General features: G+C 73.3%; 21 protein-coding genes. 9 read left to right on the top strand and 12 right to left on the bottom strand.

Annotation, left to right across the window (positions count from 1 at the left end):
* Nucleotides 1-397: 397 nt before the first annotated feature.
* From ABZ887_RS14170 to ABZ887_RS14155, 4 genes are read right to left on the bottom strand one after another with little or no spacing between them, the layout of a single operon-like run.
* Nucleotides 398-1,678 (bottom strand): MFS transporter, encoded by a 1,281-nt coding sequence (locus ABZ887_RS14170; protein ID WP_361287788.1) that lies wholly within the window; start codon nucleotides 1,676-1,678, stop codon nucleotides 398-400.
* Nucleotides 1,675-2,886, bottom strand: coding sequence for a type III PLP-dependent enzyme (locus tag ABZ887_RS14165; protein ID WP_361287786.1), 1,212 nt, complete (start codon nucleotides 2,884-2,886; stop codon nucleotides 1,675-1,677). The genes ABZ887_RS14170 and ABZ887_RS14165 overlap by 4 nt, the downstream gene beginning before the upstream one ends.
* Complete coding sequence (locus ABZ887_RS14160; protein WP_361287783.1) at nucleotides 2,883-4,631, bottom strand: IucA/IucC family protein; 1,749 nt, start codon at nucleotides 4,629-4,631, stop codon at nucleotides 2,883-2,885. Before ABZ887_RS14160 ends, ABZ887_RS14165 begins: the two co-directional genes overlap by 4 nt.
* Before the next feature lie 17 nt (nucleotides 4,632-4,648).
* Nucleotides 4,649-6,205, bottom strand: a complete 1,557-nt coding sequence (locus ABZ887_RS14155; protein ID WP_361287780.1) for an IucA/IucC family protein — start codon at nucleotides 6,203-6,205, stop codon at nucleotides 4,649-4,651.
* A gap of 645 nt (nucleotides 6,206-6,850) precedes the next feature.
* Here ABZ887_RS14155 and ABZ887_RS14150 point away from each other — a divergent pair.
* Together ABZ887_RS14150 and ABZ887_RS14145 are read left to right on the top strand one after the other, a co-directional pair.
* Nucleotides 6,851-7,612 carry a response regulator transcription factor gene (locus ABZ887_RS14150; RefSeq protein ID WP_361287777.1) on the top strand — a complete coding sequence of 254 codons (762 nt, stop codon included), beginning with the start codon at nucleotides 6,851-6,853 and terminating at the stop codon, nucleotides 7,610-7,612.
* A complete protein-coding gene (locus tag ABZ887_RS14145; RefSeq protein WP_361287774.1) occupies nucleotides 7,609-9,093 on the top strand; it encodes a HAMP domain-containing sensor histidine kinase in 1,485 nt (494 codons plus the stop codon). The genes ABZ887_RS14150 and ABZ887_RS14145 overlap by 4 nt, the downstream gene beginning before the upstream one ends.
* Here ABZ887_RS14145 and ABZ887_RS14140 read toward each other — a convergent pair.
* The 3 genes from ABZ887_RS14140 to ABZ887_RS14130 form a co-directional block, all read right to left on the bottom strand.
* Nucleotides 9,030-9,866 (bottom strand): hypothetical protein, encoded by an 837-nt coding sequence (locus tag ABZ887_RS14140; protein ID WP_361287771.1) that lies wholly within the window; start codon nucleotides 9,864-9,866, stop codon nucleotides 9,030-9,032. The two genes, ABZ887_RS14145 and ABZ887_RS14140, sit on opposite strands and share 64 nt — an antisense overlap.
* An 81-nt stretch (nucleotides 9,867-9,947) precedes the next feature.
* Nucleotides 9,948-11,723 (bottom strand): hypothetical protein, encoded by a 1,776-nt coding sequence (locus tag ABZ887_RS14135; RefSeq protein ID WP_361287768.1) that lies wholly within the window; start codon nucleotides 11,721-11,723, stop codon nucleotides 9,948-9,950.
* A 147-nt stretch (nucleotides 11,724-11,870) separates the two neighbouring features.
* Nucleotides 11,871-13,193, bottom strand: a complete 1,323-nt coding sequence (locus ABZ887_RS14130; RefSeq protein WP_361287765.1) for a HAMP domain-containing sensor histidine kinase — start codon at nucleotides 13,191-13,193, stop codon at nucleotides 11,871-11,873.
* Between the two features lie 153 nt (nucleotides 13,194-13,346).
* Here ABZ887_RS14130 and ABZ887_RS14125 point away from each other — a divergent pair, with 153 nt between their 5' ends.
* The 6 genes from ABZ887_RS14125 to ABZ887_RS14100 all read left to right on the top strand — a co-directional run bounded on the left by ABZ887_RS14125 (nucleotide 13,347) and on the right by ABZ887_RS14100 (nucleotide 20,359).
* Nucleotides 13,347-13,994, top strand: coding sequence for a hypothetical protein (locus ABZ887_RS14125; protein WP_361287762.1), 648 nt, complete (start codon nucleotides 13,347-13,349; stop codon nucleotides 13,992-13,994).
* A gap of 7 nt (nucleotides 13,995-14,001) precedes the next feature.
* On the top strand, nucleotides 14,002-14,796 hold the full coding sequence (locus tag ABZ887_RS14120; RefSeq protein WP_361287759.1) for an ABC transporter ATP-binding protein: 795 nt from the start codon (nucleotides 14,002-14,004) through the stop codon (nucleotides 14,794-14,796).
* On the top strand, nucleotides 14,786-15,448 hold the full coding sequence (locus tag ABZ887_RS14115; RefSeq protein ID WP_361287756.1) for an ABC transporter ATP-binding protein: 663 nt from the start codon (nucleotides 14,786-14,788) through the stop codon (nucleotides 15,446-15,448). Before ABZ887_RS14120 ends, ABZ887_RS14115 begins: the two co-directional genes overlap by 11 nt.
* A 67-nt stretch (nucleotides 15,449-15,515) precedes the next feature.
* The gene (locus ABZ887_RS14110) at nucleotides 15,516-18,167 is read left to right on the top strand and encodes an ABC transporter permease (RefSeq protein ID WP_361287753.1); all 2,652 of its coding nucleotides are present in this window, start codon (nucleotides 15,516-15,518) and stop codon (nucleotides 18,165-18,167) included.
* Nucleotides 18,168-18,223: 56 nt separating this feature from the next.
* On the top strand, nucleotides 18,224-19,042 hold the full coding sequence (locus ABZ887_RS14105) for a response regulator transcription factor (protein ID WP_361287750.1): 819 nt from the start codon (nucleotides 18,224-18,226) through the stop codon (nucleotides 19,040-19,042).
* Between the two features lie 96 nt (nucleotides 19,043-19,138).
* Entirely contained in the window at nucleotides 19,139-20,359 is a 1,221-nt protein-coding gene (locus ABZ887_RS14100) for a metallophosphoesterase (RefSeq protein ID WP_361287747.1), read from the top strand.
* A gap of 95 nt (nucleotides 20,360-20,454) precedes the next feature.
* Here the strand turns inward: ABZ887_RS14100 and ABZ887_RS14095 are convergent, their stop codons facing one another.
* Together ABZ887_RS14095 and ABZ887_RS14090 are read right to left on the bottom strand one after the other, a co-directional pair.
* The gene (locus tag ABZ887_RS14095) at nucleotides 20,455-20,979 is read right to left on the bottom strand and encodes an SRPBCC domain-containing protein (protein WP_361287744.1); all 525 of its coding nucleotides are present in this window, start codon (nucleotides 20,977-20,979) and stop codon (nucleotides 20,455-20,457) included.
* 28 nt (nucleotides 20,980-21,007) lie between these two features.
* Entirely contained in the window at nucleotides 21,008-21,703 is a 696-nt protein-coding gene (locus tag ABZ887_RS14090; RefSeq protein WP_361287741.1) for a type 1 glutamine amidotransferase domain-containing protein, read from the bottom strand.
* Nucleotides 21,704-21,861: 158 nt separating this feature from the next.
* On the opposite strand from ABZ887_RS14090, the gene ABZ887_RS14085 reads away from it, so the two are divergent.
* Nucleotides 21,862-22,809, top strand: a complete 948-nt coding sequence (locus ABZ887_RS14085; protein WP_361287738.1) for a LysR family transcriptional regulator — start codon at nucleotides 21,862-21,864, stop codon at nucleotides 22,807-22,809.
* Here the strand turns inward: ABZ887_RS14085 and ABZ887_RS14080 are convergent.
* The 3 genes from ABZ887_RS14080 to ABZ887_RS14070 are packed head-to-tail and all read right to left on the bottom strand — an operon-like array spanning nucleotide 22,712 to nucleotide 25,784.
* Entirely contained in the window at nucleotides 22,712-24,226 is a 1,515-nt protein-coding gene (locus tag ABZ887_RS14080) for a DHA2 family efflux MFS transporter permease subunit (protein WP_361287734.1), read from the bottom strand. The two genes, ABZ887_RS14085 and ABZ887_RS14080, sit on opposite strands and share 98 nt — an antisense overlap.
* Nucleotides 24,223-25,155 carry an aldo/keto reductase gene (locus tag ABZ887_RS14075; protein WP_361287731.1) on the bottom strand — a complete coding sequence of 311 codons (933 nt, stop codon included), beginning with the start codon at nucleotides 25,153-25,155 and terminating at the stop codon, nucleotides 24,223-24,225. Before ABZ887_RS14075 ends, ABZ887_RS14080 begins: the two co-directional genes overlap by 4 nt.
* A complete protein-coding gene (locus tag ABZ887_RS14070) occupies nucleotides 25,155-25,784 on the bottom strand; it encodes a carboxymuconolactone decarboxylase family protein (protein ID WP_361287728.1) in 630 nt (209 codons plus the stop codon). The genes ABZ887_RS14075 and ABZ887_RS14070 overlap by 1 nt, the downstream gene beginning before the upstream one ends.
* Between the last annotated feature and the right edge of the window lie 132 nt (nucleotides 25,785-25,916).

The raw sequence follows: 25,916 nt of genomic DNA, 5'->3' as shown, positions 1-25,916 counted from the left end.
AGGCGTCCGAAGGCCCTCGGACGTCGTCGCAGTTGTCATGTGACCCTCGCAGGGAACGGGTGGCAGCACGGAGGGGCGTCCCTCACGTCTGCGGAACGGTGATTTTCTGGAAATGCACGGCTCAGCGCGATGTCGTATTCGCAGGTCCGCGGCATGACTTCGACTTCTCGTCGGACCTGCTCCGGCCGCGCCGCCGGAATTCTTTTTCGCGACAGGGCTGGCGTTCCTGGCATGGCTCCCTATTTCGGGAGGCCCTCATTCCCACGAACCCCGGCCGGTAAAGCCGGCGATAATTCCAGGAAATTCGTCCCGGGATTCAACCTGTGCGGCGCGCGAGTGCCGGAGAAACGGGGTGAGCCCGCCTCGGGAACCACCGGACCAGCAGACGTTTCATCGGTCATGGTGCCCGACTGTGCCAGCCGGAACCTGAACACATCCTGACTGCCACATCGGCGGTGCCGCGAGCCCCGAGGGCGAGTGCGGCCGCCGCTGAGACCACGCCTCCGAGGAGCAGCGCGGAGCGGGGGCCGAAGGCGTCGGAGACGACACCGACGAGGGGGGCGCCGATGGGGGTGCCGCCCAGGAGCACGAGGAAGTAGACGGACAGCACACGCCCCCGCAGATGCGGGTCGACGTGCAGCTGTGTCAGGGCGTTGGCGGTCGTGGTGACGATCACCGCGGCGAAGCCGACGGGGACCAGCAGGGCCATGAACGTGGCGTAGCCGGGCATCAGGCCCAGCGCGGCCTCCAGTGCACCGAAGACGACCGTGGCCGTGGCCAGACGTCGTGCGGTGGGCGGTCGTTTTCCGTTGGCCGCGAGGAGCGCGCCGCCGAGGCTGCCCGCGGCATAGGCGGCGGAGAGACAGCCGAAGGCGGCCGTGCCGGAGTGGAAGACGGTGACGGCCACGAGGGAGACGGTGACCTGGAAGTTGAGTCCGAAGGTGCCCACGAAGGCCATGAGCGCGATCGGCCGGCGTAGCTCCGGAGTGGCGACGATGTGGCGGAAGGCGTCGGTCAGGCGCTGGTCGCCGGGGCGGCCCCGGTCGGGGTGGCGGAGTTCACCGGGCGGAACGGCGGACAGCCCGTACAGGACCGCCAGGTAGGAGACCGCGTTGATCAGGAACACCGGGCCGGTCCCGACGGCGGCCACCGTCAGGCCCGCGGCGGCGGGCCCGAGGATCCGGGCGACGTTGAACTGGGCGGAGTTCAGGCTGACCGCGGCGGCCACCTGATCGCGGGCGACCAGGTCGGATATGAGTGCGTTGCGGGCGGGACCGTCCACGGCGGTGGCGGTGCCGAGGGCCACGGCCAGGGCGTGGACGGCGGGCAGGCTCACCGTGCCGGTGACGGTCAGGGCGCCGAGCAGCAGTGACTGCGCCGCCATGGTGGTCTGGGTGATCAGCAGCAGCCGGCGTCCGGGGTAGCGGTCGGCGAGGGCTCCGCCGGTGAGTCCGAACAGGGTCTGGGGCAGGAACTGCAGGGCGGTCACGATGCCGACCGCACTGCCGCTGTTGCCGGTCAGCTGCAGGACCAGCAGGTCCTGGGCGGCTCGCTGCATCCAGGTACCGATGTTGGAGGTCAGCTGGCCGAGCAGGTAGCGGCGGAAGGCCCGGACGGTGAGGGTGGCGAGCGCCGAACCGTGCTGTCTGCCGGGGGACGGGCGGCACCGCGGGCTCATGCCGGTCGGCCTGCGTACGCGTCCGCGACGGGCGCGTCCAGGTCGTCGAGGTGGTGGAAGGTCGGGTGTGGGTGCATGAGGAAGGCGTGGTGGGAGATGTTCCACGCGTAGGCGCCGGCCATGGCGAACGCGATCCGGTCGCCGGTCCGCAGCCGGTCGACCATGACGCGGCGGGCCAGGACGTCCTTGGGCGTGCAGAGCTGTCCGACCAGGGTCACCGGCTCGCCGCGGACCTCCGGGCGGGGCCAGGAGTGCTGCCAGGACCGGTCGGGGATGACCTCGAAGGGCTGGTCGTGCTGTTTCGCGGCCGGTGTGCGCAGGTGGTGGGTGCCGCCGCGCAGGACGGCGAACGCCTGGCCGCGGCTGTGTCTGACGTCCAGGACCTGGGTGACGTACCAGCCGCAGTAGACCGTGACCGAGCGGCCCGGTTCGATCCGCAGCGTGACACGGGGATGGCGCTCCAGCGTCCGGCACAGCCCGACGCCGAACGCGGCCCAGTCGAAGACCTCGTCGGGACGGGTGTAGTCGACGCCCATCCCGCCGCCGATGTTGACTTCGTCGAGTGCGATCCCCTGTTGGTGCGCCCAGCGGTCCGCCCAGGCCATCACCTGGGCGACGAGGGCCAGGTGGGCGCGCGCGTCGAGGCCGCTGGCCAGGTGGACGTGCAGCCCGCGCAGCCGGATACGGCCGTCGGCCGCGATGATCCGCAGGCACGGGTCCAGCTGGGCGGGGTCCAGACCGAAGGGGCTGGGACAGCCGCCCATGACCAGGGAGACCGAACGGAGCAGCACCGGCACGTTGACGCGCAGCAGCACGTCGACCGTGCGGTCGCCCAGCACGGTCGTCAGCGTGCGCAGCTCGTGTTCGCTCTCGACGTGCAGGCGCTCCACGCCCGCGTCCAGGGCCTCGGCCAGTTCCGCCGGGGTCTTGCCGGGGCCGCCGAAGGCGATCCGGGCTTCGGGGAGGAGGCCGCGGACTTGGCGGATCTCGCCGCCGGAGGCGACCTCGAACCCGTCGACGTGCTCGGCCAGGGTCTGCAGCAGCCGGGGGTCGGAGTTGGCCTTCGCCGCATAGAGCAGTTCGACGCGGCGGGGCAGCGCGGCCCGGACGGCGCGGACGTGCTCGCGCAGGCCGGGCAGGTCGTAGAGGTAGGCGGGCAGGTCGTCGTCGGCCAGCCGGCCGATGTGGTGCAGCAGCGCGGGCCTCACGGCGTCACCTCGCGGGGGAAGTCCGCGCCGAGCGGGCTGGGCAGGGGAACGTAGTGGGCGTGCCGGTCGGCCTGGCGGGCCCAGCGCAGCAGGAGGTTGGCCTTGGCGGGCAGCGGCACGCCGGAGAGCAGGGCACGCAGGCGGGGTGGTTCACCGGCGGAGCGGGCGTAGGCGCCGATGTGGTCGCGGACCAGGCCCCACAGCGCGGGTTCCAGGGCCGGCCGAAGGTCGGCCAGGGCGCCGAGCACCTCGGCGACATGGTTGACCAGCAGGCAGTACGCGACCCGGTTCCAGCCGCGTTCGGCGTCGTAGGTCAGCGGCCCGCGGACGTCCTCCGGCAGAGTGGACAGGAACCGTTCGTGATGGCGGGGCAGGAGCTTGGTGCCCTCCAGGTCGCGGAACAGCATCTGTGCGGGCATGCCGTCCGCCCGCACGCCGACGACGACGTTCTGCAGGTGGGGTTCCAGGACGATGCCGTGTTCGAAGTACGCGGCCAGCACGGGCGGCAGCAGCAACCCGAGGTACGCCTCCCACCAGGCCAGGAGGTCTCCTTCGCCGCGGGCCAGCAGGTGGGAGACGTGGGCCTGGCTGGTGGGGTACTCGTCCGCGACGGCGGCGGCGAGCAGCGGCGTCACGCCCGAACGGAGGTGGGGACGCAGGCCGGAGCGCACGATGACGCCGAAACCCTCGGCCAGGTCGGTGTCGCCGCCGACGGCGACGGTGCGGTAACCGGGCTCGGCGAGCAGCGCGCAGCCGGGGAAGCGGTCGGCGAGCCTGGTCATGACGGGTTGGACCAGCCGGTTCAGGGCAACGGCACCCGACAGTTCGTAACCGGCGTTCTTGCGCAGGCAGTTGGTGATACGGACGTTGAGGCTGAACTTCAGGAAGGTGTCCGCGTCCGGCTGGTAGAGCGTTCGCACCGACGCGGTGGGCACCCATGCGGGCCCGCTGACGCCCGCGTCCACGACGGCGCCCTCCGCCATCGCCGCGCACAGCCCCTCGTGGCCGCGCAGCAACCGGAACTGCCAGGGGTGCACCGGGAGCGTCACGTACTGCGGGTCCACCGGCGGACCCAGCCTGTCCAGCTCCCCCGACTCGCCCTCCTCCCGCACCAGTTCGCGGCGTACGGCCAGGTGGTGCAGGCGGATGCGGGCCCCGGTCTCCGGTCCGTACGCCAGCCAGTCCGCCGGGTCCCCGCTGCGGGCCTTGGGCGTGGGGTGGAAGCGGTGCCCGAACACCAGCGCCTGCTCCGAGGCCAGATAGAGGTCAGGACCGAAGCCCGGTTGCGGTGCCGGACGGGCGCGGCGGTCAAAGGTGGCGCGGTGTTCCAGCGTGGTGCGGTGTTCCAGCGTGGTGCGGATGGTGTCGTGGCTGTCGGCGACCTGGGCCAGGAACTCGTCGTTGGCCGTGCCGGTGCGCAGTTCGAGTTCCTCCTGGACGTAGCCGGCCAGTTCCCGCCAGTCGACGGTGGCCCATGCGGCGTCGTGGAGTCGTTGGACGGGGCCCTCGAAGCGGTGGGCGCCGATCATCGAGACCCGGCGGAGCCGGGCCCGCAGCAGCAGGCCGCGATGGGGCAGGCGCAGCAGGAGGTGGTCGTGGTCGACTGTCACCTGGTGCTCGGGGGCGGACACCTCGCGGACGAGGCAGTTGAGCAGGGTGTGGGCGGTGACGGCGTCGGCGGTCCCGTCCGGCGGATCGGTCCGTGGAGCGGTGGTGGTGCCGGGCGCGAGGGCGGAGGTGGTCATGGGGTGGCTCCCGTGCGTCAGAAGTAGCGGTACCGGGTGAGGGGATTGGGGAGGGGGGTCCACTGGGCCCGGCCGGGGTCGTCGGCCAGACGCATCGCGATGGTGGCCTTCAGCGGCAGGGTGTCGCCGAAGAAGACGGCCTCGTCCCCGTGGTCCGGCAGTTCGGCGTACGCGCGGCGACCGGCCTCGGCCACCGTCTCCCACAGCGTCCCGGGGTCGATGGCGCGGGTCCGGGCGAGGACGTCGACCAGTTCGCTGAAGACCCCGCTGAGCAGCGCGCCGAAGAGCTTGGTGCGCAGCGCGTCCGGGTCGTCGCCCGCCCGGGTGCCGGCCAGGGGCGGCAGGGTGAATCCCTGGGCGGCCAGCCTGCGCGGACTGACCCGGACCCCGTCCAGGTCCCGGTAGAGCACGCGCAGCGGCCTCCCGTCCCGGAGGACGACGAGGGTGTTCTGGCCGTGGGCCTCCAGCGCGACGCCCATGGACAGCAGGGTCAGCGCGGGCGGCAGTACCAGCGTGGCGAAGTCCCGCAGCCAGCACACCGGATCGCCCGCCACGACGGCGGCGCCGGTCGCGTGCACCGCCGTCAGCGGGACGGCGATCTCACCGTCGCCGAGGTGCGAGTCGGTGGACTCCCTGACCATCGCGGCCAGGCTGCCGGACGCTCGTCCGTCCACCCGGACCGCGCCACCGCCCGACTCCCGGAGCACCCGGAGGCTGTCGCCGAACCCGGCTTTGTCGACGACGGCCGAGACCAGCTCCGACAGGGCCGGCCCGTCGGCCACCTCCGCCGGCGAGATGGTCCGCCGGTAGTTGGTGACCTGCACGTCGAGGGCGGTCTTGATGTGACGGCCGGGCAGATCGGCCACCGGTGCGAGCGTCCGCAGCGACAGCAGCGGCCGGGCCGGGATCGTCCGCCCCGTCACGGCGAGGTCGCGGTGGCGTGCCAGTACATGGTCCCGCTGCCAGGGATGGACCGGGACCAGGAAGGTGTCGCCGTCCCGCAGCTCCGCCGGCCAGGTGCCCGCGCTCTGCCAGCGGTCGGCCGGGACGGGCAGCAGGGCCAGTTCGACCACCGGGTGGTGCTCGGGTGCGTAGGCCAGGACCTCGGCGACGGACATGCCGGTACGGGTACGGCAGCACGGGTGCTGCGGGTGGCCGTCGACCACCGCCTGCTCCGCGTCGGCCGAATCGCGCGGCCTGCCGGGCCGTCCGGGATTCGCGGCGCGGGCCAGCGCGAGGTTGACGACGCTGTTGTCCAGCTCGGCGGCGAGCCGGTCCACGGCCGACCCGGACAGCCCCAGCAGGGCGAGGAGTTGCGCCGGCCCGCGCACCGGCCCCGCGGGCCCCGACACCGTGAAGTCCTCGGGCGTCCGGGCGAACCGCTGGGCACACGCGTGAGGTGCCGTGAGCCGGTCACCGTTCCGCAGCGTCACGACCAGTGTGTCCGCCTCGCGCTGCCGGACGGTCACGCCGGGCAGCGGCTCCCGCGCGAGGGCGCCCCACAGCCGCCCCAGGACGGTGGCCCGCGCTCCGGGGAGGGCTGCCGCGAACGGCTCCGCCAGATCCGGGCGCACCCGCCGCAGTTCGTCGTTCGCCCTCTCGGACTTCCCCTCACCTCTCCCCTGCGGGAACGGAGGACGCACGGACGTGTGGGAGGTATCTGAGGGCATGGCGGATTCCCGGAAGTCGAGTGATTTTCCAGCACGCGGCGCACCTGAATCGGACCGCGCTTCGGACACTACGGGAAGGCGTGTAAGCGCCGATCAAGCGGAAATACAGGCGGTTTTCAGAGAGCCCGGAGGCGAAATCCCTGAAACGCCGGAAAATCAGGGCCGCCCATGAGTGTTGCCACAGCCCGCGACGGCGGCACATCCAGGGCCCACAGCACGGCGCAGCCATGCCTGCCGCGCGGCCCACGCGGCAGCAAGTCGCAGGTCATGGGCTACTTCCACCTGCCCGCACCACGCACTCCCGCGGAATCCCGGCGGTCCCGACGTGCTGTTTCTTAACCATCTCCTCACCAGGAGCTGGCAATACTCTGGATTTCCCGACACCACCCTCCTCCACGAGTCCACCATCCGGCTGAATTCCGCGGCACGCGCCCATGGACGACCGGGTGCGTGCCGCCGTCACATGAGAAACCCGAAGGGTCACTGATACGAGGGAATGGCACGGCGGTTGTACAGCGCGGTGGGGCTGCTGTTTGTGAGCCTGTCGGCATGCATCTGCTGCTGATCGAGGACGACGAGCGGGTGGCCGAGCCCCTGCTGGAGGGACTGGGCCGTTTCGGGTTCACCGTGGAACACGCGCGCACCGGTGCCGAAGGGCTGTCCGCCGCGGAGCCGGCGATGGTGCTCCTGGACCTGGGGCTTCCCGACATGGACGGCATCGACGTCTGCCGGGAGCTACGAGCCCGCTCTGCGGTCCCGATCATCATGATCACCGCGCGGGACTCCGAGGCCGACCGGGTGCTCGGTCTGGAGCTGGGCGCGGACGACTACGTGTCGAAGCCGTTCGGGGTCCGGGAACTGGTGGCGCGGATCCGGGCCGTGGCCCGACGCACCCGGGCCGTGCCCGGAGACGCGGGGGATCCGGTGCCCGGAGCCTCCGGCGCCCGGGACCCGGTCGGCGCAGCCGGCGCCCAGCGGATCGGTCCCCTCAGCGTCGACCGTCGAACCCGTCAGGTCCGGGTGGGCCGGGTGCCGATCGCCCTGGCTCCGAAGGAGTTCTCCCTGCTCGTCTGCCTCGCCGAGGATCCAGGTGCCGTCTTCTCCCGTCAGCAGATCCTCGACACGGTGTGGGAGCCGGACTATTTCGGCCCCACGAAGACCCTCGACGTGCACATCGCCGCCCTGCGCCGCAAGCTCGGTGACCCCTCCTGGATCGAGAACATCCGCGGCATCGGCTTCCGTCTGGTTCCGCCCACCGGCCCCGACCCGGCCCCGGCCGCACCGGACCGGCCCCGCGGAAGCGCCCGATGACGCGCCGTCTGCTGCTCAGCTATCTCAGCCTCATGGCGCTCGTCCTGCTGGCCCTGGAAGTGCCCTTCGGCTTCGTCTACGCCCGCAACGAGCTGAACCGCTTCTCCCACACGGCGGAACTGGGCGCGGTCACGCTCGCCTCCGTGTGCGAGGAGAAACTCGAACACGGGCGGGCGTCGGACCTGCCGGAGTTCGCCCGAGACTACGCCCGGCGCACCGGCAGCGGTGTGGTCATCACCGACCGGGGCGGCACGGTCCTCACCGACTCCGCCGACGCGACCGCCGTGGGCACGGACCTCTCGTCCCAGCCGGACATCGCCACCGCCCTCCGCGACCGGCCCGCCACCGGGATCCGCGACGACCTCGTCCCGGGCGTCAAGGTCCTGTTCGCCACCGTGCCGGGCGGGTCCGGCGACACCGTCCCCTGCGTCGTGCGGACCCTGTACCCGCTCACCCCGATCGCCGCGAAGGTGCATGCCACCTGGGTCGCCCTCGGCGTCGTCGGCCTGGGCGTGCTGGCGGTGGTCGCGCTGATCGGTTTCGCGCTCGCCCGCTGGATCACCCGCCCGCTGCGGGCGCTGGAACGGGCCACGACGCAACTGGCCGACGGCCGCCTGACCGACCCTCCGGACACCGACCGCGGACCGCCCGAACTACGCCGGGTGACGGCCACGTTCACCCGCACGGCAACCCGGCTCCAGCACCTGCTCCACGCCCAGCAGGCCTTCGCCTCGGAGGCGTCGCACCAGCTCAAGACGCCCTTGACCTCCCTGCGCCTGCGTCTGGAGAACTTCGAACCCCACCTCGCCGCCTGCGCCCAGGACAGCCTCGGCGACGCGATCGACGAGGTCGCCCGCCTCAGCCGCATGGTCCAGGGACTGCTCGCCCTCGCCCGGCTGGAGAACTCGGCGATCACGCCGGAGGTCGTGGACCTCGACGCCGTCGTCGCCGACCGCGCGGCCATCTGGACGGCGTTCGCCGGCGATCAGCGTGTCGGCATCGCGGTGACCGGGCCCGAGGTCGGCCAGGTGTGGGCCGTCGCGGGCGCACTGGAACAGATCCTCGACAACCTGCTGTCCAATGCCCTGTCCGTCTCACCGCCCGGCACCACGATCACCCTGGCGACCACCACCGCGACGGCGGACGACGGATGCACGGTCGAACTGCATGTGATCGACCAGGGCCCAGGCATGACCGAGACCGACCGGCAACGGGCCTTCGACCGCTTCTGGCGGGCCGCCGACGCCCACCACGACGGCACCGGCCTGGGCCTTTCCATGGTTCAGCGGCTCACCCGGGCCGGCGGTGGAGACGTCGCCCTGAACGCGGTGCCGGGCGGCGGCCTGGACGCCGTCGTCAGGCTGCGGCCCGGGCCGGCGGTGCGCCCCCGGCGACCCCGTACCGCTGTTCCCTCGGCTCAGAGCGCGGGTACCGCCGGGTGCTCCGGTTCGGAGACGTCCACGCGGGTGGCGGACAGGTAGACGACCGTGCCGAGGACGACCGTCAGGAAGAGGGCGCCGGTGACGACGGTGCCCAACCCCAGGCCGCCGTCGCCGGTGGGCTGGGCGAGGTAGTCGCCGACGGAGGCGCCGAGGGGGCCGGTGAGGAGGTAGGCGGTCCAGAAGCTCCACACCGCGTCCAGGTCCAGCGCGAAGTGCGCGATGGCCACCGCGGCGATGGCTGCCGCGAACAGGGCGGCGGACAGCCAGTACCCGAGGTCCAGGCGCTCGGACACCAGGTCACCGGCGGCGGTGCCCAGGGCGAACGTGAAGAACACCGCCGGCCAGTAGAAGGACTCGCGGCCGGCGGTGTCGATGTGGCGGAGGGACAGGGTCCGCTCGCGCCGGTACCAGACCACGAACACGACGGCGAGGACGACCGCGAAGACCGTCGTTGCGGTCGCCGGCGGCACGCCCACGGTGTCGGTGAGGTCGTCGCTGATCAGCGTGGAGCAGATGCTGATCAGCGCCACGGTGAGCCAGTACACGCCCGCCCGGTAGGCGCTCGTGCGGAACTGGACCACCAGGACGACGGCCAGCAGGGCGCTCATCAGCACCGAGCCGCCGGTCAGCCCCAGGCCGGCCTTCTCGTTCAGCAGGTCGGCCGCGGTCGCGCCGACCGTGGTGCACAGGACCTTGATGATCCAGAAGTAGACGGTGGGTTCGGGCACCTTGTTCCGGCGCGGGCGATGACCCGAAGCGGCTGTCCGGCCGGCCTCCGGAACCACCTGGCTCGCAGACGTTTCATGGGTCATGCCGACCGACCCTGCCAGGCCGTTCCTGAACATATCCTGACCGCCGCCGGGCGTCGGCCCGCCCGGAGCCCACCGACCGCCTTACCGGACGGCCGAAGCGGCGGCCGGGATGTGGGCCGAGGTGATCGTCATCGGCGTGCCGGTGACGGCGATGAGATAGCTCCCCGGCCCGTGGCCACCAGGCATCACCCGGAAGCCTCCTTCGGGTTCCACCCGGTACTCCGAGGTGGCGTGCGGGGCCAGCACGGTGGGACCCGAGGCGATCGTCCACCAGTTGGAGGCGCCCTGGCCGGTGCGGCTCGCGAAGTGCGGTTCGAGTGCCGTACCGGTGGTGTTGACGGCCCGGACGTCGATGGTGGTGACACCGACACGTGACCCGTGCCTGGCGAAGCGCGGGGCGAGGCTCATGCGCAGCGGCGGCGGGCTCGCGGCGGCGATCACCACGCACACGAGGGCCGGGGCGAGCAGCCCGGCCGCGACGACGGTCCTGGCGCGGCGGCCGGTGAGGCGGGGCGGACGCGGCTGCCAGGCGGTGGCGAACGCGGCGGCCGGGACGGTGGCGGCGGCCGCCAGCCACAGCGGGGTCATCATCAGGAAGTAGCCGTCCTGGGAACGCGTGGCCAGGTAGAAGGCGAGCCAGGGCAGGACGGTGAGGGCAGGGCCCAGCCGTCGCACGAACAGCAGCGTGGCCGCGAGCAGGCCGAGCAGGAGCAGCTGGCTGCCGTAGGAGTAGTAGTCGAGGCGGCTGCTGCCGTCGGTGAAGTAGTAGGAGATGCCCATCAGGCCCTGGCCGTGCAGGATCGCCTTCTGCTCCAGGGGCAGCAGGATCCCGTTCAGCCAGGCCGGGAAGTCCTGGACGGCGAAGTAGGCGTTGGCCGCGGCCCAGGTGAGGGCCGCCGTGGCCGTGTAGCGGGCGGTGACCGCGAGGGCGCGCCGGGGGCCGAGTTCGCCGCGCCGGACGGCGTACAGGCCGATCAGGAGGAACGGGGCGAGGAACCAGGCGAGTTGCTGGGCGGCGCAGGCGGCGCCCAGACAGGCCGCCCGCAGTACGCCCCTCGGCCCGAGGTAGCCGCCCTCCCCCGTGCCGGGCCACCGGACCACGACGGGGACGAGCAGGGCGAGGGCCGTGACGGCCGGGTAGCCGGAGTAGGCGTAGTGGGGCAGGAGACCGAAGCCGAGGCAGACGGCCGTGGCCGCGGACCGCCAGGGCGCCGGCAGCAGGAACCACAGCAGGACCGAGGCGGCGAGGAGCGCGAGGGTGGGGACCAGGGTGGCGGCCGCCGTCGAGTGGAGGACGGCGTACACCGGTGCGGCGAGCAGGGCGGTCAGCGGCGGATAGCCGTACGTGTAGTCGGCGCCGCCGGACATGGTCTTGGTGATCCCGACGCCGTGCGTGGCGAACAACCAGGGCCACGGCCGGCCGTAGACCGGCTGTCCGTGCAGTATCTGGCTCGCGGCCTGGGCGGTCAGCACGCCTTCGTCGCTGCCGGCGTGGTCGAGCAGGTAACCGCAGACCACCAGGGCGACGGCGGTGACCAGTACGGCCGCGTCGACCCTGATCAGCGCCCGTCGGCCGCGTACGAGGAGGCTGAGGACGGCGCAGCCGAGGATGGCGGCGTAGCAGCCGGAGATGACACCGGCGACCGCCGGACTCGACGCCATCGCGGTCGTCCAGGCGGCGCGCGTGCCGATGAACAGGCTGATCGTGGCCACCAGGGTCATGCCCCGGTGCCATTGCTGGGGCGCGGCGTCCGGGACGCCGAGGGCCGACGCCCGGGTCGGGGGCGGTGCCGCCACGTGCGTCGCGGTACGAGGACGGGTCTCGACGCCCATTCCGCCCCGATGGGTGTCAGCCAAGGACTGTCTCCTCTGTCTCGTCTTCCGTCGGTGTCTCGTCTGTGGGCGCTCCGGTTCGATCATCTACAGTTCATCTGACGTCTACAAGGATGTAGTCGGTAAGTGGTTTGCGTGAAATTGCTCAGCCCGGCGGTCTCGCGCTCCGTCTCACCCGGGTGTCCCCGCCTCTTGGTTCTCGTCCTGGGCCACCGGGAGGAGCAGGGTGAACGTGGCCGGGTGCCGGCCGGTCAGGGAGAGCCTGCCGCCGAGCGAGACGGCCAGGTCCCGGGCGAGGGCCAGGCCGATGCCCGTTCCCTGCCCGTCCCCGCTGCGGCCGCGGTCGAAGAGCCGGGCCGGCTCGCCCGGCACGGCACCCTCGTCGCGCACGTCGAAGGCGAGGGCGCCCTCGAGGTCCCGCACGGTCACGCGGACCGTGCCGCGCCCGTGCGCCCGGGCGTTGTCCAGCAGGATGCCGAGCACTTCCGACACGGCCGCGCCGGGGACGCGGACGTCGGCCGGTGCGTCCTGGCCGGCGCACTCCAGGCGTCTGCCGTCCTGGGCGAAGAGGCCGTGCCACCGTTCCTCCGTCTCCCGCAGCAGCTGTCGTACGGCGATCGTCCCGGCGGTGGGGCGGGCCGTCTCCCGGGAACGGGACAGGCGCAGCACCTCCTCCACCGTGTGGTGCAGTCGCTCGGTGGTGGCCAGCGCCTCGGCCAGCACGGGCCGCAGCCGGGTGTCGTCGTCCTGCGCGAGGCCCGCTTCCAGGGCGAGGTGCAGGCCGGTGAGCGGGGTGCGCAGCTGGTGGGAGGCGTTGGCGGTGAAGTCGCGTTCGTGGCGCAGGAGTTCGGAGAGAGTGTGCAGCATCTCGTTGTGGGTGCGGGCGACCTGGTCGATCTCGGCGACGCTGCTCGGGGCGGCCCGTGCGGTCAGGTCGCCCTCGGTCACCGTCCGGCAGTGCCGGGAGAGGTCCTCCAGCGGTGCGGCCAGCGCCCGGGCCTGCCGGCGGGCGACAAGGACGGCGACGGTCAGCGCGAGCGCGGCCACGCCGAGCAGCAGCGTCCAGGCGGCGAGGACCCGGTTGCGCACAGCGGCGGCGGGGGTCGAGGCCCGTACGACGCCGATCACCTTCTCGGCGTGCGAGACGGGCACGGCCACCACCAGGTCGGCGCCCGCCCGGCCCCGCACCAGCTCACCGCCGAGGGCCTGACGGACCGGGGTGTCACCGGGCCGTGGGCCGCTGCCCGCGCGCAGGCGCAGTTGCGGGTCGTACAGGCCGAGGCGCCCGCCGGCCGGGGGCGCGGGCAGTTCCACCGGGTCTCCGGTCACGAAGTCCGGGCTCACGCGTACGGCCGCGGCCAGGGCCGCCCGTTCCAGGGTGTCGCGCTGGTCTGCGTACAGGGACGACCTGATCGCCAGGGCCAGCGGGACCGCGAGGAGGACGACGGCGACCAGGGCGGCGGTCAGGGCGACTCGCACCACGCGCTGTCTCATGCCCTCATCATGCGCGCCGCCCACCTGGGCCGATGCGCTGCGCCACACGCTTTTGCCGTCGTCTAACCCTCGGCGGGCAGGGCGTTAACCGGCTGCTTCCTAGCGTCGGTGCCATGACCGTCCGGTCCGAGGTTCCCCTGGAGGGCAGTGGCCATGGCAGCACACTCAAGGACGTACGCGGTAGTCGGGCTGACCCTCGTGGCGGCGGTGACCGCGGGCTGTTCCGGTTCCGGTTCCGGTTCCGGCTCGCACGCCGGTTCCGGTGGCCCCGCGTCCGGTCCGACCACCGCAGGCGGCCAGCTCCAGCCGGCGCCCACCGAGTCCAACCCGCCCGGCGACATCCCCGACAGCCAGGTGTACGTCTCCTACCGGCCGGCCGGCGGTTCCTTCACCGGCTTCACCCTGAAGGTGCCCGAGGGCTGGGCCCGCACCGGCCAGGGCGGCACCACCGCGTTCACCGACAAGCTCAACACCGTGCGGATCACCGCGGTTTCGGCCTCCGGCGCGCCCACGGTCGGCTCGGTGACCAATACCGTCGTGCCCCAACTCCGCTCCCAGGTACCGAAGTTCTCCTCGCCCAAGGTGAGTGAGGTGACCCGGCACGCCGGACGCGTGGTCCTGTTGACCTACCAGGGTGACTCGGCGAAGGACCCGGTCACCGGCAAGGTGGTGCGGGACGCCTTCGAGCGGTACGCCTTCTACCGCGTGGGGCACGAGGTGGACCTGACCCTGTCGGGGCCGGTCAACGCCGACAACGTCGACCCGTGGCGCATCGTCAGCGACTCCTTCGGCTGGCGGTGAGCGCACCATGTCCGACGGCACACACACGAACGACGTCGCCGACGACGTCCTCACGGCCCGCGAGCTGTACCGCTTCTACCGGGCCGGGGAGGAGGAGACACTCGCGCTGCGCGGGGTGTCGCTGAGGGTGCGGCGCGGCGAGACGGTCGCGGTCGTGGGCCCGTCCGGGGCCGGCAAGTCGACCCTGCTGGCGTGCCTGGCCGGACTCGACGAGCCCTCCGGCGGCGAGGTCCGCGTCGACGGCGTACGGATCAGCCACCGGCCCGAGACCGAGCGGGCCCGGCTGCGGGCCCGGCACATCGGCGTCCTGCTGCAGACCCGCAACCTGCTGCCGCACCTGAGCGTGCGGGACAACGTCCGCCTGCCGCAGCGGGCGCGGGGCCGCAGGGCCCCCGTCCCGGCCGGGGAACTGCTGGCCCGGGTGGGGCTGGCCGACCGGGCGCACGCCCTGCCGCGACAGCTGTCCGGCGGCGAGCTGGCCCGGGCCGGGCTCGCCGTCGCGCTGGCCAACGCGCCCGCCGTCCTGCTCGCCGACGAACCGACCGGTGAACTGGACGGCGATACCGAGCAGTTGGTGCTGTCGATGCTGCGGGAGCGGGCCGCGGAGGGGTGCGCCGTGCTGATCGTCACGCACAGCCGCGAAGCCGTCCGCATCGCGGACCGGGTGATCACCCTGACGGACGGGAGGACCGCCGAGGCCCCACGGCAGGACACCCACGCCCGGCAGCAGGACACCCACGCCCGGCGGCAGGCCACCGACGCCCGGCGCCAAGGCCGCGAGGAGGCGCCCGATGCCGTCTGATGAGGTGCTCGTCAGCTGCTCCGACGCGGCCCTGACCTTCGGGCGGGGAGCTCAGGCGGTCGTGGCCGTGCACGGGGCCGCCCTGGAGATCCGGGCCGGGGACCGGCTCGCGGTCGTCGGCCCCTCGGGATCGGGCAAGAGCTCGCTGCTGCACCTGCTGGCCGGGCTCGAACAGCCCACCAGCGGCACGGTCACCCGGGCCGCCTCGCTCGGGCCGTACGACATCGGCCTGGTGTTCCAGGGCGACAGCCTGATCCCCGCCCTCGACGTGGTGGAGAACACCGCCCTGCCCCTGGTCCTCACCGATCGTCCGGAGGACGAGGCCCGACTCTGCGCGCTCGCGGCACTCGCCCTCGTGGACGCCGCCGACCTGGCCGACCGGCTCCCCGAGGAGATCTCCGGCGGCCAGGCCCAGCGGGTGGCCGCCGCCCGGGTCCTGGCCCAGGCGCCACGCCTGATCCTGGCCGACGAACCCACCGGCCGCCTCGACCACGCCACCGGCGCCCGCGTCCTGGACGCCCTGCTGACGGCCGCCGACCGCACCGGAGCGGCACTCGTCGTCACGACCCACGACCCGGCCGTCGCCGCCCGGCTCACCGTCCGCCGCAGCATGTGCGCCGGACGGCTGCTCGCCCCCGAGGAGGTTCCGTGACCACCGCCCGGGTGCGGGGACCGCACCGGAACCGCGCCGCGACCCCGCCGACCGCCGAGGAGATGCCATGATCACCGCCTGGGCCCGCGGGCTGGCCCGCCACCGCACCGGACGGCTCCTGGCCGCCCTGACCGGCATCGCGCTCGCGGTCGCCCTGGTCGCCGCGCTCGGCTCCTTCCTCACCGCGTCGAAGGCGACCATGACCCAGCGCGCCGTGCGCTCGGTCGCCGTGGACTGGCAGGTCCAGGTACAGCCCGGCGCCGACCCGCACACGGTCCTGTCCCTGGTGTCCGGAGCCCCGGGCACCCGCACCGCCCTGCCCGTCGGCTTCGCGCACACCAGCGGCTTCACCGCCCGTGTGCAGGGCAGCACCCAGACCACCGGCCCCGGCATGGCCCTCGGCCTGCCCGACGGCTACCGTGCCCGCTTCCCCGACGCCATGCGCACGCTCTCCGGCTCGTCCACGGGTGTCCTGCTGGCCCAGCAGACCGCCTCCAACCTGCACGCGGCCCCCGGCGACACCATCGGCATCCAGCTGCCCGGTGCCGGTCTGCGCCAGGTGAAGGTGGACGGTGTGGTCGACCTGCCCCAGGCCGACTCCCTCTTCCAGACCGTCGGCGCCCCCAGCCAGTCCCAGCCGACCGCGCCCCCGGACAACGTCGTCCTGCTGCCCGCCGCCCGGTTCGCCGCCCTCACCCAGGGCGCCACCGGTGTCACCACCCAGATCCACGCCGCCCGCGACACCGCCCGGCTGCCCTCCGACCCGGCCGCCGCGTACTCCGCCGCCACCGGCGCCGCCCACCACCTCGAAGCCCACGCCACCGGCACGGCCCTGGTCGGCGACAACGTCGGCGCGGCTCTCGACTCGGCCCGCCAGGACGCCCTGTACGCCCAGATCCTCTTCCTCTTCCTCGGCGTGCCGGGCGCGGTGCTGGCCGCCGCGCTGACAGCGGCGGTCGCCTCGGCCGGCGGCGAACGGCGCCGCCAGGAACAGGGGTTGCTGCGGCTGCGCGGCCTGCGACCCCGCCAGATCACCGCACTCGCCGGCCTGGAGGCCGCTCTGATCGGTCTCGCCGGAGGTCTGGCCGGGGTGGGCATCGCTGCTCTCACCGGCCGGCTCGCCTTCGGCACGGCCTCCTTCGGCGCGAGCGCGGCGACCTGGTCCGTCTGGTACGGCGTCGCCTTCGTCCTCGGAGCCGCGGTGGCCGCGGGCGCCGTCCTCGTCCCCGCCCTGCGGGACCTGCGCACGGTCACCGTCGCCGACACCCGCAAACAGGAGGACGTACGACGCCCCCGGTCGCCCTGGTGGCTGCGGTACGGCCTGGATCTCGCCCTCCTGACCGGCTCCTGGCTCGTCTTCCGCGCCTCCTCGGGCAACCAGTACGCGCTCGTCCTCGCGCCCGAGGGCGTCCCCAGCATCTCCGTGTCCTACTGGGCCTTCCTCGGCCCCGCCCTGCTGTGGATCGGCGCGGCCCTGCTGCTGTGGCGCCTCACCCTCCTCGCCCTCACGCACGGCCGCCCCGTCCTGGCCCGGCTGGTCCGGCCGCTGACCGCGACCCTGGCCGGCACCACCGCGGCCACGCTCTCCCGGCGCCGCCGCCCGGTCGCCAGGTCGGTGGTGCTGCTCGCCCTCGCCGTCTCCTTCGCGATCTCCACCGCCGTCTTCAACGCCACCTACCACCAGCAGGCCGAGGTCGACGCCCGGCTGACCAACGGCGCCGACGTCACCGTCACCGAACCACCCGGCGCCCAGGTCCCGCCCACCGCCGGAGCAGCGCTGAAGATCTCCGGGGTACGGCACGTCGAACCCCTCCAGCACCGCTTCGCCTACGTCGGCTCCGACCTCCAGGACCTCTACGGCGTCCGCCCCGGCACCATCGCGCGGGCCACCTCGCTCCAGGACGCCTACTTCGCGGGCGGCACCGCAGACCAGCTGATGCGCCGCCTCGCCCAGCGCCCGGACAACCTCCTCGTCAGCGTCGAGACCGTGAACGACTTCCAGCTCTCACCCGGCGACACCGTGAACCTGCGCATCCAGGACGCGCGGACCAAGTCCCTGCGCACGGTCCCCTTCCACTACGCCGGCATCGCCAAGGAGTTCCCCACCGCCCCCAAGGACAGCTTCTTCGTCGCCAACGCCTCCTACATCGCCAGGGCCACCGGCGACGACTCGGTGGGCGCCTTCCTCCTCGACACCGCCGGCACGAACCAGCGGCAGATCGCCGACCGGCTGCGCGGTCAGCTCGGCACCGGGGCCACCGTCACCGACCTCACCCAGACCCGCGGCACCGTCGGCACCAGCCTGACCTCCGTCGACCTGGCCGGCCTCACCCGCATCGAGCTCGCCTTCGCCGTCCTGCTCGCCGCCGGGGCCGGCGGCCTGGTCCTCGGCCTCGGACTCGCCGAACGCCGCCGCACGTTCGCCATCGCCACCGTCCTCGGCGCACGACCGCGCCACCTGCGCGGCATGGTCCTCTCCGAGGCCCTGTTGCTGGCCGTCGCCGGCCTGACCGGAGGCGCGCTCATCGGCTGGGCCCTGTCGGAGATGCTGGTCAAGGTACTGACGGGCGTCTTCGACCCGCCACCCGCGGCCCTGTCGATCCCCGGCGTCTACCTGGCGCTCACCGGGGCGGCCGCCGTCGCCGCCATCCTGGCCGCGGCCTTCAACGGCGTCCGCGGCAGCCGCCGCCCCGCCGTGGAGGAGCTCCGCGACCTGTGAACACGGCGTACCTCGACAACGAGCCCCGCGCCCCGGCTGCTCCTAGGCTGTCGACCATGCGCACGCCCGCCGCACCGGACCGCAGCCGACTGCGCGTCCTCGTCGTCGAGGACGACGACACCATCGGCCGCCACCTGGAAACCGGACTGCGCGGCCACGACTACGCGCCGACGTGGTGCCGTACCGGAGCGGGCGCGCTGGCGGAGGCCGGGCGGGCGCCGTACGAGGTGCTGCTGCTGGACCTGGGGCTGCCGGACATGGACGGCCTGGACGTCGCGCGGCAGCTGCGCGCTCGCCTCCCCGACCTGCTGATCGTCGTCCTGACGGCGCGGACCGACGACATCGACATCATCGCCGGGCTGGACGCCGGGGCCGACGACTACCTGGTCAAGCCGTTCAGCCTGACCGTGCTGCTCGCCCGGCTGCGGGCTCATCTCAGGCGGCACGCGGTGGCCGCGCCGGCCCGGGAGCCGGTGCGGCTGGGCGATCTGGTCGTCGACGTGACGGCCCGGCGCTGCGTCCTGCTCGGTGCCGAAGTCCCGTTGCGGGCAAAGGAGTTCGACCTGCTCGCGGTGCTGGCCGAGCGGGTCGGCGAGGCGGTCTCGCGCGAGACCCTGATGGCCGAGGTGTGGGACGAGAACTGGTTCGGCTCCACCAAGACCCTCGACGTGACGCTTGCGGGCCTGCGCCGCAGACTGGCCGAGGCAGCACAGGCGACGCAGACGACCCAGGCGACCCGGGCGACAGAGACGGCGCAGGCGGCACAGGCGGGTGGGCGGCAGGCCCGGTTGCCGCGGATCACCACGTTGCGGGGGCACGGGTACCGGCTGGAACGGCTCCCGGATCTCCAGGATCTGCCGGATCTGCCGGGCTGAGAAGGTGCGCACGGTGCCCCCGTGAACGCCGGTCCGCCGGCCCGAGGACGACCGGATACAGTGCGCGAGACGGCAGCCTGGTCAGTGAGGGGAAACGTGACCGACACCAGCAGCACCCGACCCGCCGACAGCGAAGCACAGGCACCGCGGCAGAGCCGCCTGCACCGCCTGATGCGCTACATCCCCCTGATCGCTCCCGTCCTGCTGTGGGCCGTGCCGTGCTGGGTGCTCCTGTACACCGGCCAGCACTGGCCGCTGCCCGTCACGGCGGCCGGCACCGCCCTGTTCGCCCTCGGCCTCGTCGGCATGCCGCTCGCGATGATGCGCGGCCACGGCCGGCGCCAGCAGGACCGGGCGGCCATCGTCGGTGACACCCTGCTGGGCGCCAGTTGGGTCCTGTTCACCTGGTCCGTTCTGCTCGGCGTCCTCCTGCGGCTCGCCCTGGCCGTGGCCGGCGCCGGCGAGGGCCAGGACCGGGCCCGGATCGTCACGTGGGCCGTCCTCGGCGTGTCCGCCGTCCTGCTTGCCTGGGGCTACGCCGAGGCCCGCCGCGTGCCCCGCGTGCGCCGGCTCGACGTGCAACTCCCACGGCTGGGTGCCGGGTTGGACGGCCTCCGCGTCGCCCTCATCACCGACACCCACTACGGCCCGCTCGATCGCGCCCGCTGGTCGGCACGGGTGTGCGAGACGGTGAACTCCCTGGAGGCCGACCTGGTCTGCCACACCGGCGACATCGCGGACGGCACCGCCGAACGCCGCCGCGCCCAGGCCCTCCCGCTCGGTACCGTGCGGGCCACCCGGGCCCGCGTGTACGTCACCGGCAACCACGAGTACTACAGCGAGGCCCAGGGCTGGGTCGACCTGATGGGCGAGCTGGGCTGGGAGCCGCTGCGCAACAGCCATCTGCTGCTCGAACGCGGAGGCGACACCCTCGTGGTCGCCGGCGTGGACGACGTCACCGCCGAGTCCTCCGGTCTGGCAGGCCACCGCGCCCACCTCGCCGGGGCCCTGGACGGCGCCGACCCGGACCTGCCCGTCCTGCTCCTCGCGCACCAGCCCAAGTTCGTCGACCGGGCGGCGACCGCCGGCATCGACCTCCAGCTCTCCGGCCACACCCACGGCGGCCAGATCTGGCCCTTCCACCACCTGGTCGGCATCGACCAGCCCGCCCTCGCCGGTCTCAGCCGGCACGGCACCCGCACCCTCCTCTACACCAGCCGCGGCACCGGCTTCTGGGGCCCGCCGTTCCGCGTCTTCGCCCCCAGCGAGATCACCCTGCTCGTACTCCGCTCCCCGCACCTGCCCACCTCGCCGTAACACCAGGCGGGCCATGGCCGGTCTCGTCGCGGCCGGGCGTCGGTGGCCACGGCCGGGTGCGTCCTCGAAAGCCGGAGGCGCATCCTGGAGTCGAGTCACCCGGCGGCGGCGCGGACCAGGCCGTCCAGCCAGGCCTGGTGGCCGTTGAGCATCGGGTTTGGGCGCTCGTTGGCCAGGGCCGCGGCCGGTTCGCCGATCTGGGTCTCCTGGGTGAGGATCCGCACCCGGCCGCCGGGCAGGTCCTCCACCAGCCAGGCGTGCAGCACGTCCAGCCGCTCCTCGGGCTTGCCGTCCTGCTTCGCGGTCCAGGACAGCCGGCCAGGGACGCCGTCCGCCGGGGCCTGGAGCTCGACGACATGGGCGTCCAGGGGCGGGAAGCCGAAGGTGCCGAAGCTGAAGACCTGGTCGTCCGTCAGCTGCGGGCCGCCGCCCTCGGGGAAGGAGATGTCGGCGACGTTGTCGTAGTAGCCCTCCCACTCGGAGGTGTCGGTCAGGTAGTGCCAGACCCGGGCGGCCGTGAGGCCCTGGACGATCACCTCGTTGGAGACGAAGTTGTCGCCGGTGCCGGGGAGGTACTTCTCGGGCCAGTTGATCGCGTTCTGCGTGGTCATGCCGGTCATGCGGGTGTCCTTACGGTGAAGTGCGTTGTCAGGGGAGCTTCTTGAGGAGTTCGGCGGCAAGCGGGCCGGCGGAGGCCGGGTTCTGGCCGGTGACGACGCCCCGGTCGACCACGACGTGCGGGGCCCACGGCTCGCCCGCCTCGACCTTCAGTCCGGCCTCGGTGAGGCGGTCCTGGAGCAGCCACCTGGCGCCGTCGGCGCTGCCGGCCAGCCGCTCCTCGGCATTGGTGAAGGCGGTGATCCGGTAGCCGGCGAACGCGTTGGTGCCGTCCTCCTCGACGGCGGCGAGCAGGGCGGCCGGGCCGTGGCAGACCACGCCCACCGGCAGGCCGGACTCCAGCGCGCGGGTGAGGATGCGGCCGGAGTCGGCGTCGACGGCCAGGTCCTCCATCGGGCCGTGCCCGCCGGGGACGTACACGGCGTCGAAGTCGTCGAGCCGTACGTCCGTGAGGGCGACCGGGGAGCGGAACTCCGGCGCGCCCGCCACGACCGCCCGGACCGCCGCGGCGTTCTCCTCGCCGCCGTTGGCCTGCGCGGTCAGGCTGGCCGGGTCCACCGGCGGGACCACACCGCCCGGGGTGGCGACGGTGACCTGGTGTCCGGCGGCCTTGAACGCCTCGTAGGGGACGACGGCCTCGTCGGCCCAGAAGCCGGTGGGGTGTGCGGTGCCGTCGGCCAGCGTCCACCGGTCGGCACCGGTCATCACAAAAAGGATCTCCGCCATGTCTCTCCCCTGCTTCTGCCTGCATCGTCGCCACTCGGGTGGGCTGCCGCCACTCGGCGACGCCCTTCACGCTAGGACGGCCACCCATCCGGGCACCAATAGGGAAGCCGATTTCCGCCATCGGGAAGCCGATGGCAAGCCCGGTTAGGGTGGAGGCCATGAAGCACCGGACGCCCGCCACGGTCACGCCCCGGGAGACCGGCGGCGGACAGCTCCCGCAGCACGCGGACCTCAACCTGCTGCGGACCTTTCTGGCCGTGTACCGTGCGGGGTCGTTCACGGCGGCGGCGCCGCGGCTCGGGCTCTCCCAGCCCACGGTGACCGCGCAGATCCGCACGCTGGAGCAGCAGACCGGCCGCGAGCTGTTCACCCGGCTGCCCCGGGGCGTGGAGCCCACGCCGTACGCCCACGAGATGGCCGGACGGATCGCCGCCCCGCTGGACGCGCTGAGCGGCCTGGAGGAGTCCGACGCGCTCGCCGCGCCGGTGCACCTGGCCGGGCCCTCGGAGCTGCTGTGCGTACGGGTCCTGCCCGCACTCGTCCCGCTCGTCGCCGACGGCGTCCAGCTCCGGGTCGCCCAGGGACTGCCCGAGCCGCTCCTCGAGGAGATGCGGGCCGGTCGCCACGACCTGGTCATCGCCACCCGGCGGCCCCGCGGCCGGGCGCTGGAGTCGGTGCCGCTCGCCGACGAGGAGTACCTCCTGGTCGCGAGTCAGGCCTGGGCCGAACGCCTCGCCGCTCACCCCGAGGCGGACGATCCGGGCGCCTTCCTGCGCGAGGTGCCCATGGTGACGTACGCCGAGGACCTGCCGATCGTCCGCCGCTACTGGCGCACCGTGTTCGGCAGGCCGCTCACCGCCCGTGCCGCCGTCACCGTGCCCAACCTGTACGCGGTGCTCTCGGCGGTCAACGCGGGCGCCGGCTTCAGCGTGCTGCCCCGTTCGCTGTGCCAGGAGTACCTGGACTCCGGCCGTCTCGTCCTCCTCCACGCCCCGCAGGAGCCGCCGCTCAACACCCTGTTCCTCGTCCAGCGGCCCGGCGCCGAGGCCAACCCCGACGTGGTCCGGGTACGGGACGCTCTCCAGCGCACTGCCCGCGGCTGGTAGCGGCCGCGTCGTACGCCTCCCGGACCCGTCGGTCGCTGACGCGCCGGGCCAGGACGGCGGCGCCCAGGCACAGGGCGGCCAGGGTGAGAAAGGCGATGCGGTCGGCGAAGGCGGTGCCGGCGCCGGCCGGTGGGACGAGCGACGCCGTCAGGGTCCCGGCCAGGGCCACTCCGAAGGCGCCGGCGGTCTGCCGCTGCATGTTGAGGAGGGTGGTGGCGTCGGCCGTACGGGCGGGCGGGATGGTGACGAAGGCCGCGTTCTGGGCGCTCGCGAAGAGCAGGCCGACGGAGGTCCCGAGCAGGTACATCGACGGGTACAGGGCGAACGGGTGCGGGGCGGCCGTCAGGATCGCCAGGAGGACGATGACCAGCGCGGCTCCGGCGCCGCCCGCGGCCATCAGGCGGCGGGGGCCGACCCGGTCGTGGAGGCGGGGCACGAGCTGGGAGGCGGTCAGCATGCCGAGCGCCTCCGGGAAGGTGGCCAGGCCCGAGTGGAGCGCGTCGTAGCCCAGGTCGGTCTGCAGGAACTGGGGATAGAGGTACAGCACCCCCATGAACGCCGCGCCCGTCGGCAACAGGACCAGCTGGGTCGTGCGGAACAGCTGGTCCTCGGCCACCCGCAGATCGATCATCGGGTGGGCGGCCCGCAGCTCCCACGGAACGAACGCGGCGAGAAACGCCACTCCGCCCACCAGCGGAACCAGTGTGCCGCCGCTTCCCCAGCCCCGGTCCGGGGCGCCGGTGAGGGCGTACAGGACCGCCGCGAGCCCGCCGCCTGCGAGGACGAAGCCGGGCACGTCGAAGCGGGGTGCGCCCGGGCCGGGGAAGTCGGGCAGGACGGCCGCCCCGAAGAGCAGGGCGAGGACACCGACCGGCAGGTTGACGAGGAACACCCAGTGCCAGGAGGCGGTGTCCACCAGCCAGCCGCCCAGGACCGGGCCGAGGGCCGGGGCGACGGCGGTCGGCAGCATGACGTACTGCTGAGCCCGCAGCCGCTCGGCCACAGGGAACGCGCGCAGCATCATCGTCATCCCGACGGGGGCGAGCAGGCCGCCGCCGACGCCCTGCAGCACGCGGTACCCGGTGAGCGCTCCGAGCGAGCCGGCGGTGGCGCACAGCGCGGAGGCCACGGTGAACAGCAGCAGGGCGGTCAGCGCGGTGCGCCGGGTGCCGAAGCGGTTACCGAGCCAGCCGGAGACGGGGATGAACACCGCGAGGGCCACCAGGTAGCCGACGTTGACCGAGCTCAGACCTGAGGTGTCGACGGCGAAGTCGCGGCCGATGGCCGGGAGGGCCACGTTGACGATGGTGGTGTCCATGATGGCCATGAAGTTCGCGGCGACGAACACCCCGCAGACGGCGACCTTCGCGGGAACCCGGTGACCGAAGCGCGGCCCGGTCGGCTGCCGGGAGCTCACCGGCCGTGGCGGAGCCAGTGGACCTGCTCCTCGGTGAGGGTGAGGCGGCGCGCCTGGAACGAGCTGTCGATCTGGGCGGTGGTCCGCGCGCCGATGGACGGCCACACGCCGGGGTGGTGGAGGGTCCAGGCCAGGGCCACGGTCTCGGGCCGGGAACCGAGTTGTCCGGCGAGCTCCCGGCAGCGCTGCCGACGGGCGCGGTTGTCCACGGTGTCGTACGGATCGGGCTTGTCGTGGTGCTCTTTGGGTCCGGTGCGGGCGAAGTGGCCGCGGGCCTGCGAGGACCAGCCGAGCAGGGGCAGCCGGTGTCGTCGTACGACGTCGAGCACGGCGGCGTCGGCGTGCAGGCTGCCTTCCAGCAGGGCCGGGTCGGGTTCGGCGAGGCTGAACTGGTAGCTGGCGACGGGCGTGTGGCCCCTCGCGACGAGTGCGGCGGCGAGTTCCGCCAGCCGCTCCGCCCGCCAGTTGGAGACGCCGACGCGGCGGACGTGTCCGGCGTCGACGAGGCTCACGAGGGTGTCCGCGAGCTCTGCGACGGGCCGGGTGGGGTCGTCGCAGTGGTAGAGGAGGACGTCGATGACGTCGACGCCGAGGTTCGCCAGCGCGGACCGCACATGGGCGAGGACGGTGTCCCGGTTCAGCGGGATGTCACCGCCGGTCGTGTCGTGGCCGACCTTGGTGGTCACCCCCAGCGTCCCGGGATTCGCGCGCAGCCACGCGCCGACCGCCGCCTCGGCCCGCCCGCCGGCGTAGCTGTGCGAGGTCTCCACCAGCAGGCCGCCGGCGTCGGCGAAGTGGGCGAGCCGCTCGGCGGTGGCCTCGGCGGGCTCCGCGCCGAACGGGCCCCCGAGGACGAAGCGGTGCGCGGCCGTCTCCAGGCCGTCCTCGTCGAGGAGCCCGTCGAGCAACTGCAGCGGGGAACGAGGCATCAGGCGTCGCCTCCGGGGACCCGCCGGAAGCCGTCGACGTCGGCGAAGGGCCGGGGCAGATGCGGCCGGAGCGGAACCTGGAAGATGTTGAGCATCATCGCGGACATGCTGAAGCTCCCGATGCAGCCGATCAGGTCCAGCACCCCGTCCTCGCCGAACAGCCCGATCGCCTCGGCGTAGGTGGCGTCCGTGACGAAGTGGTCGTGGAGCATCTCGTGGGCGAAGGCGTGGAAGACGCGCTCGTCCTCCGCCTTGAAGCCGGGGTCCTCGCCGCGCGCGAGGCGGTCGAGGCACTCGGCCGGTATGCCTTCCTCGACGGCCTGCTCGATGTGGGCGTTCCAGGCGGCCTGGCTGTCGAAGTGACGGCCGGCGATCAGCACGCTCAGCTCACGCAGCTTCTGCGGGAAGCGGGACTCGTTGCGGCAGTACCGGCCGAGGTTCTCCACCCAGTGGGCGAGTTCCATGTTGCGCGCCCAGACGAGGAAGGGCGGGGGTGGTTCGACGCCGGGGCCGACGATGGTGTCGAGCAGTTCGGTCTGCTCGGGGGTGAGGCTGGTCAGCGGGGTCAGTCGCATGGTCGCGCTGCCTTTCAGGGGGAGGTGGATCACCGAGTCGTCGTCCGCGCTCACGGGAGTCGACGGTGCTGGTCCGTCGGAGCGGCCCGCGCCCGGGGGCGGGGTCCGGGAGGCGCCCCGGGGCGCGGGCGGCCGCACCGGTGGGCCGAGGGCGACGGCCCGTCGGCGACCGGTGGAAAGGGGGGC

This window comes from Streptomyces sp. NPDC047061 (assembly GCF_040643955.1).
GTDB lineage: Bacteria > Actinomycetota > Actinomycetes > Streptomycetales > Streptomycetaceae > Streptomyces.
The sequence above is the reverse complement of the archived record's forward strand: the minus strand, read 5'-3'. Positions and strand labels throughout refer to the sequence as shown.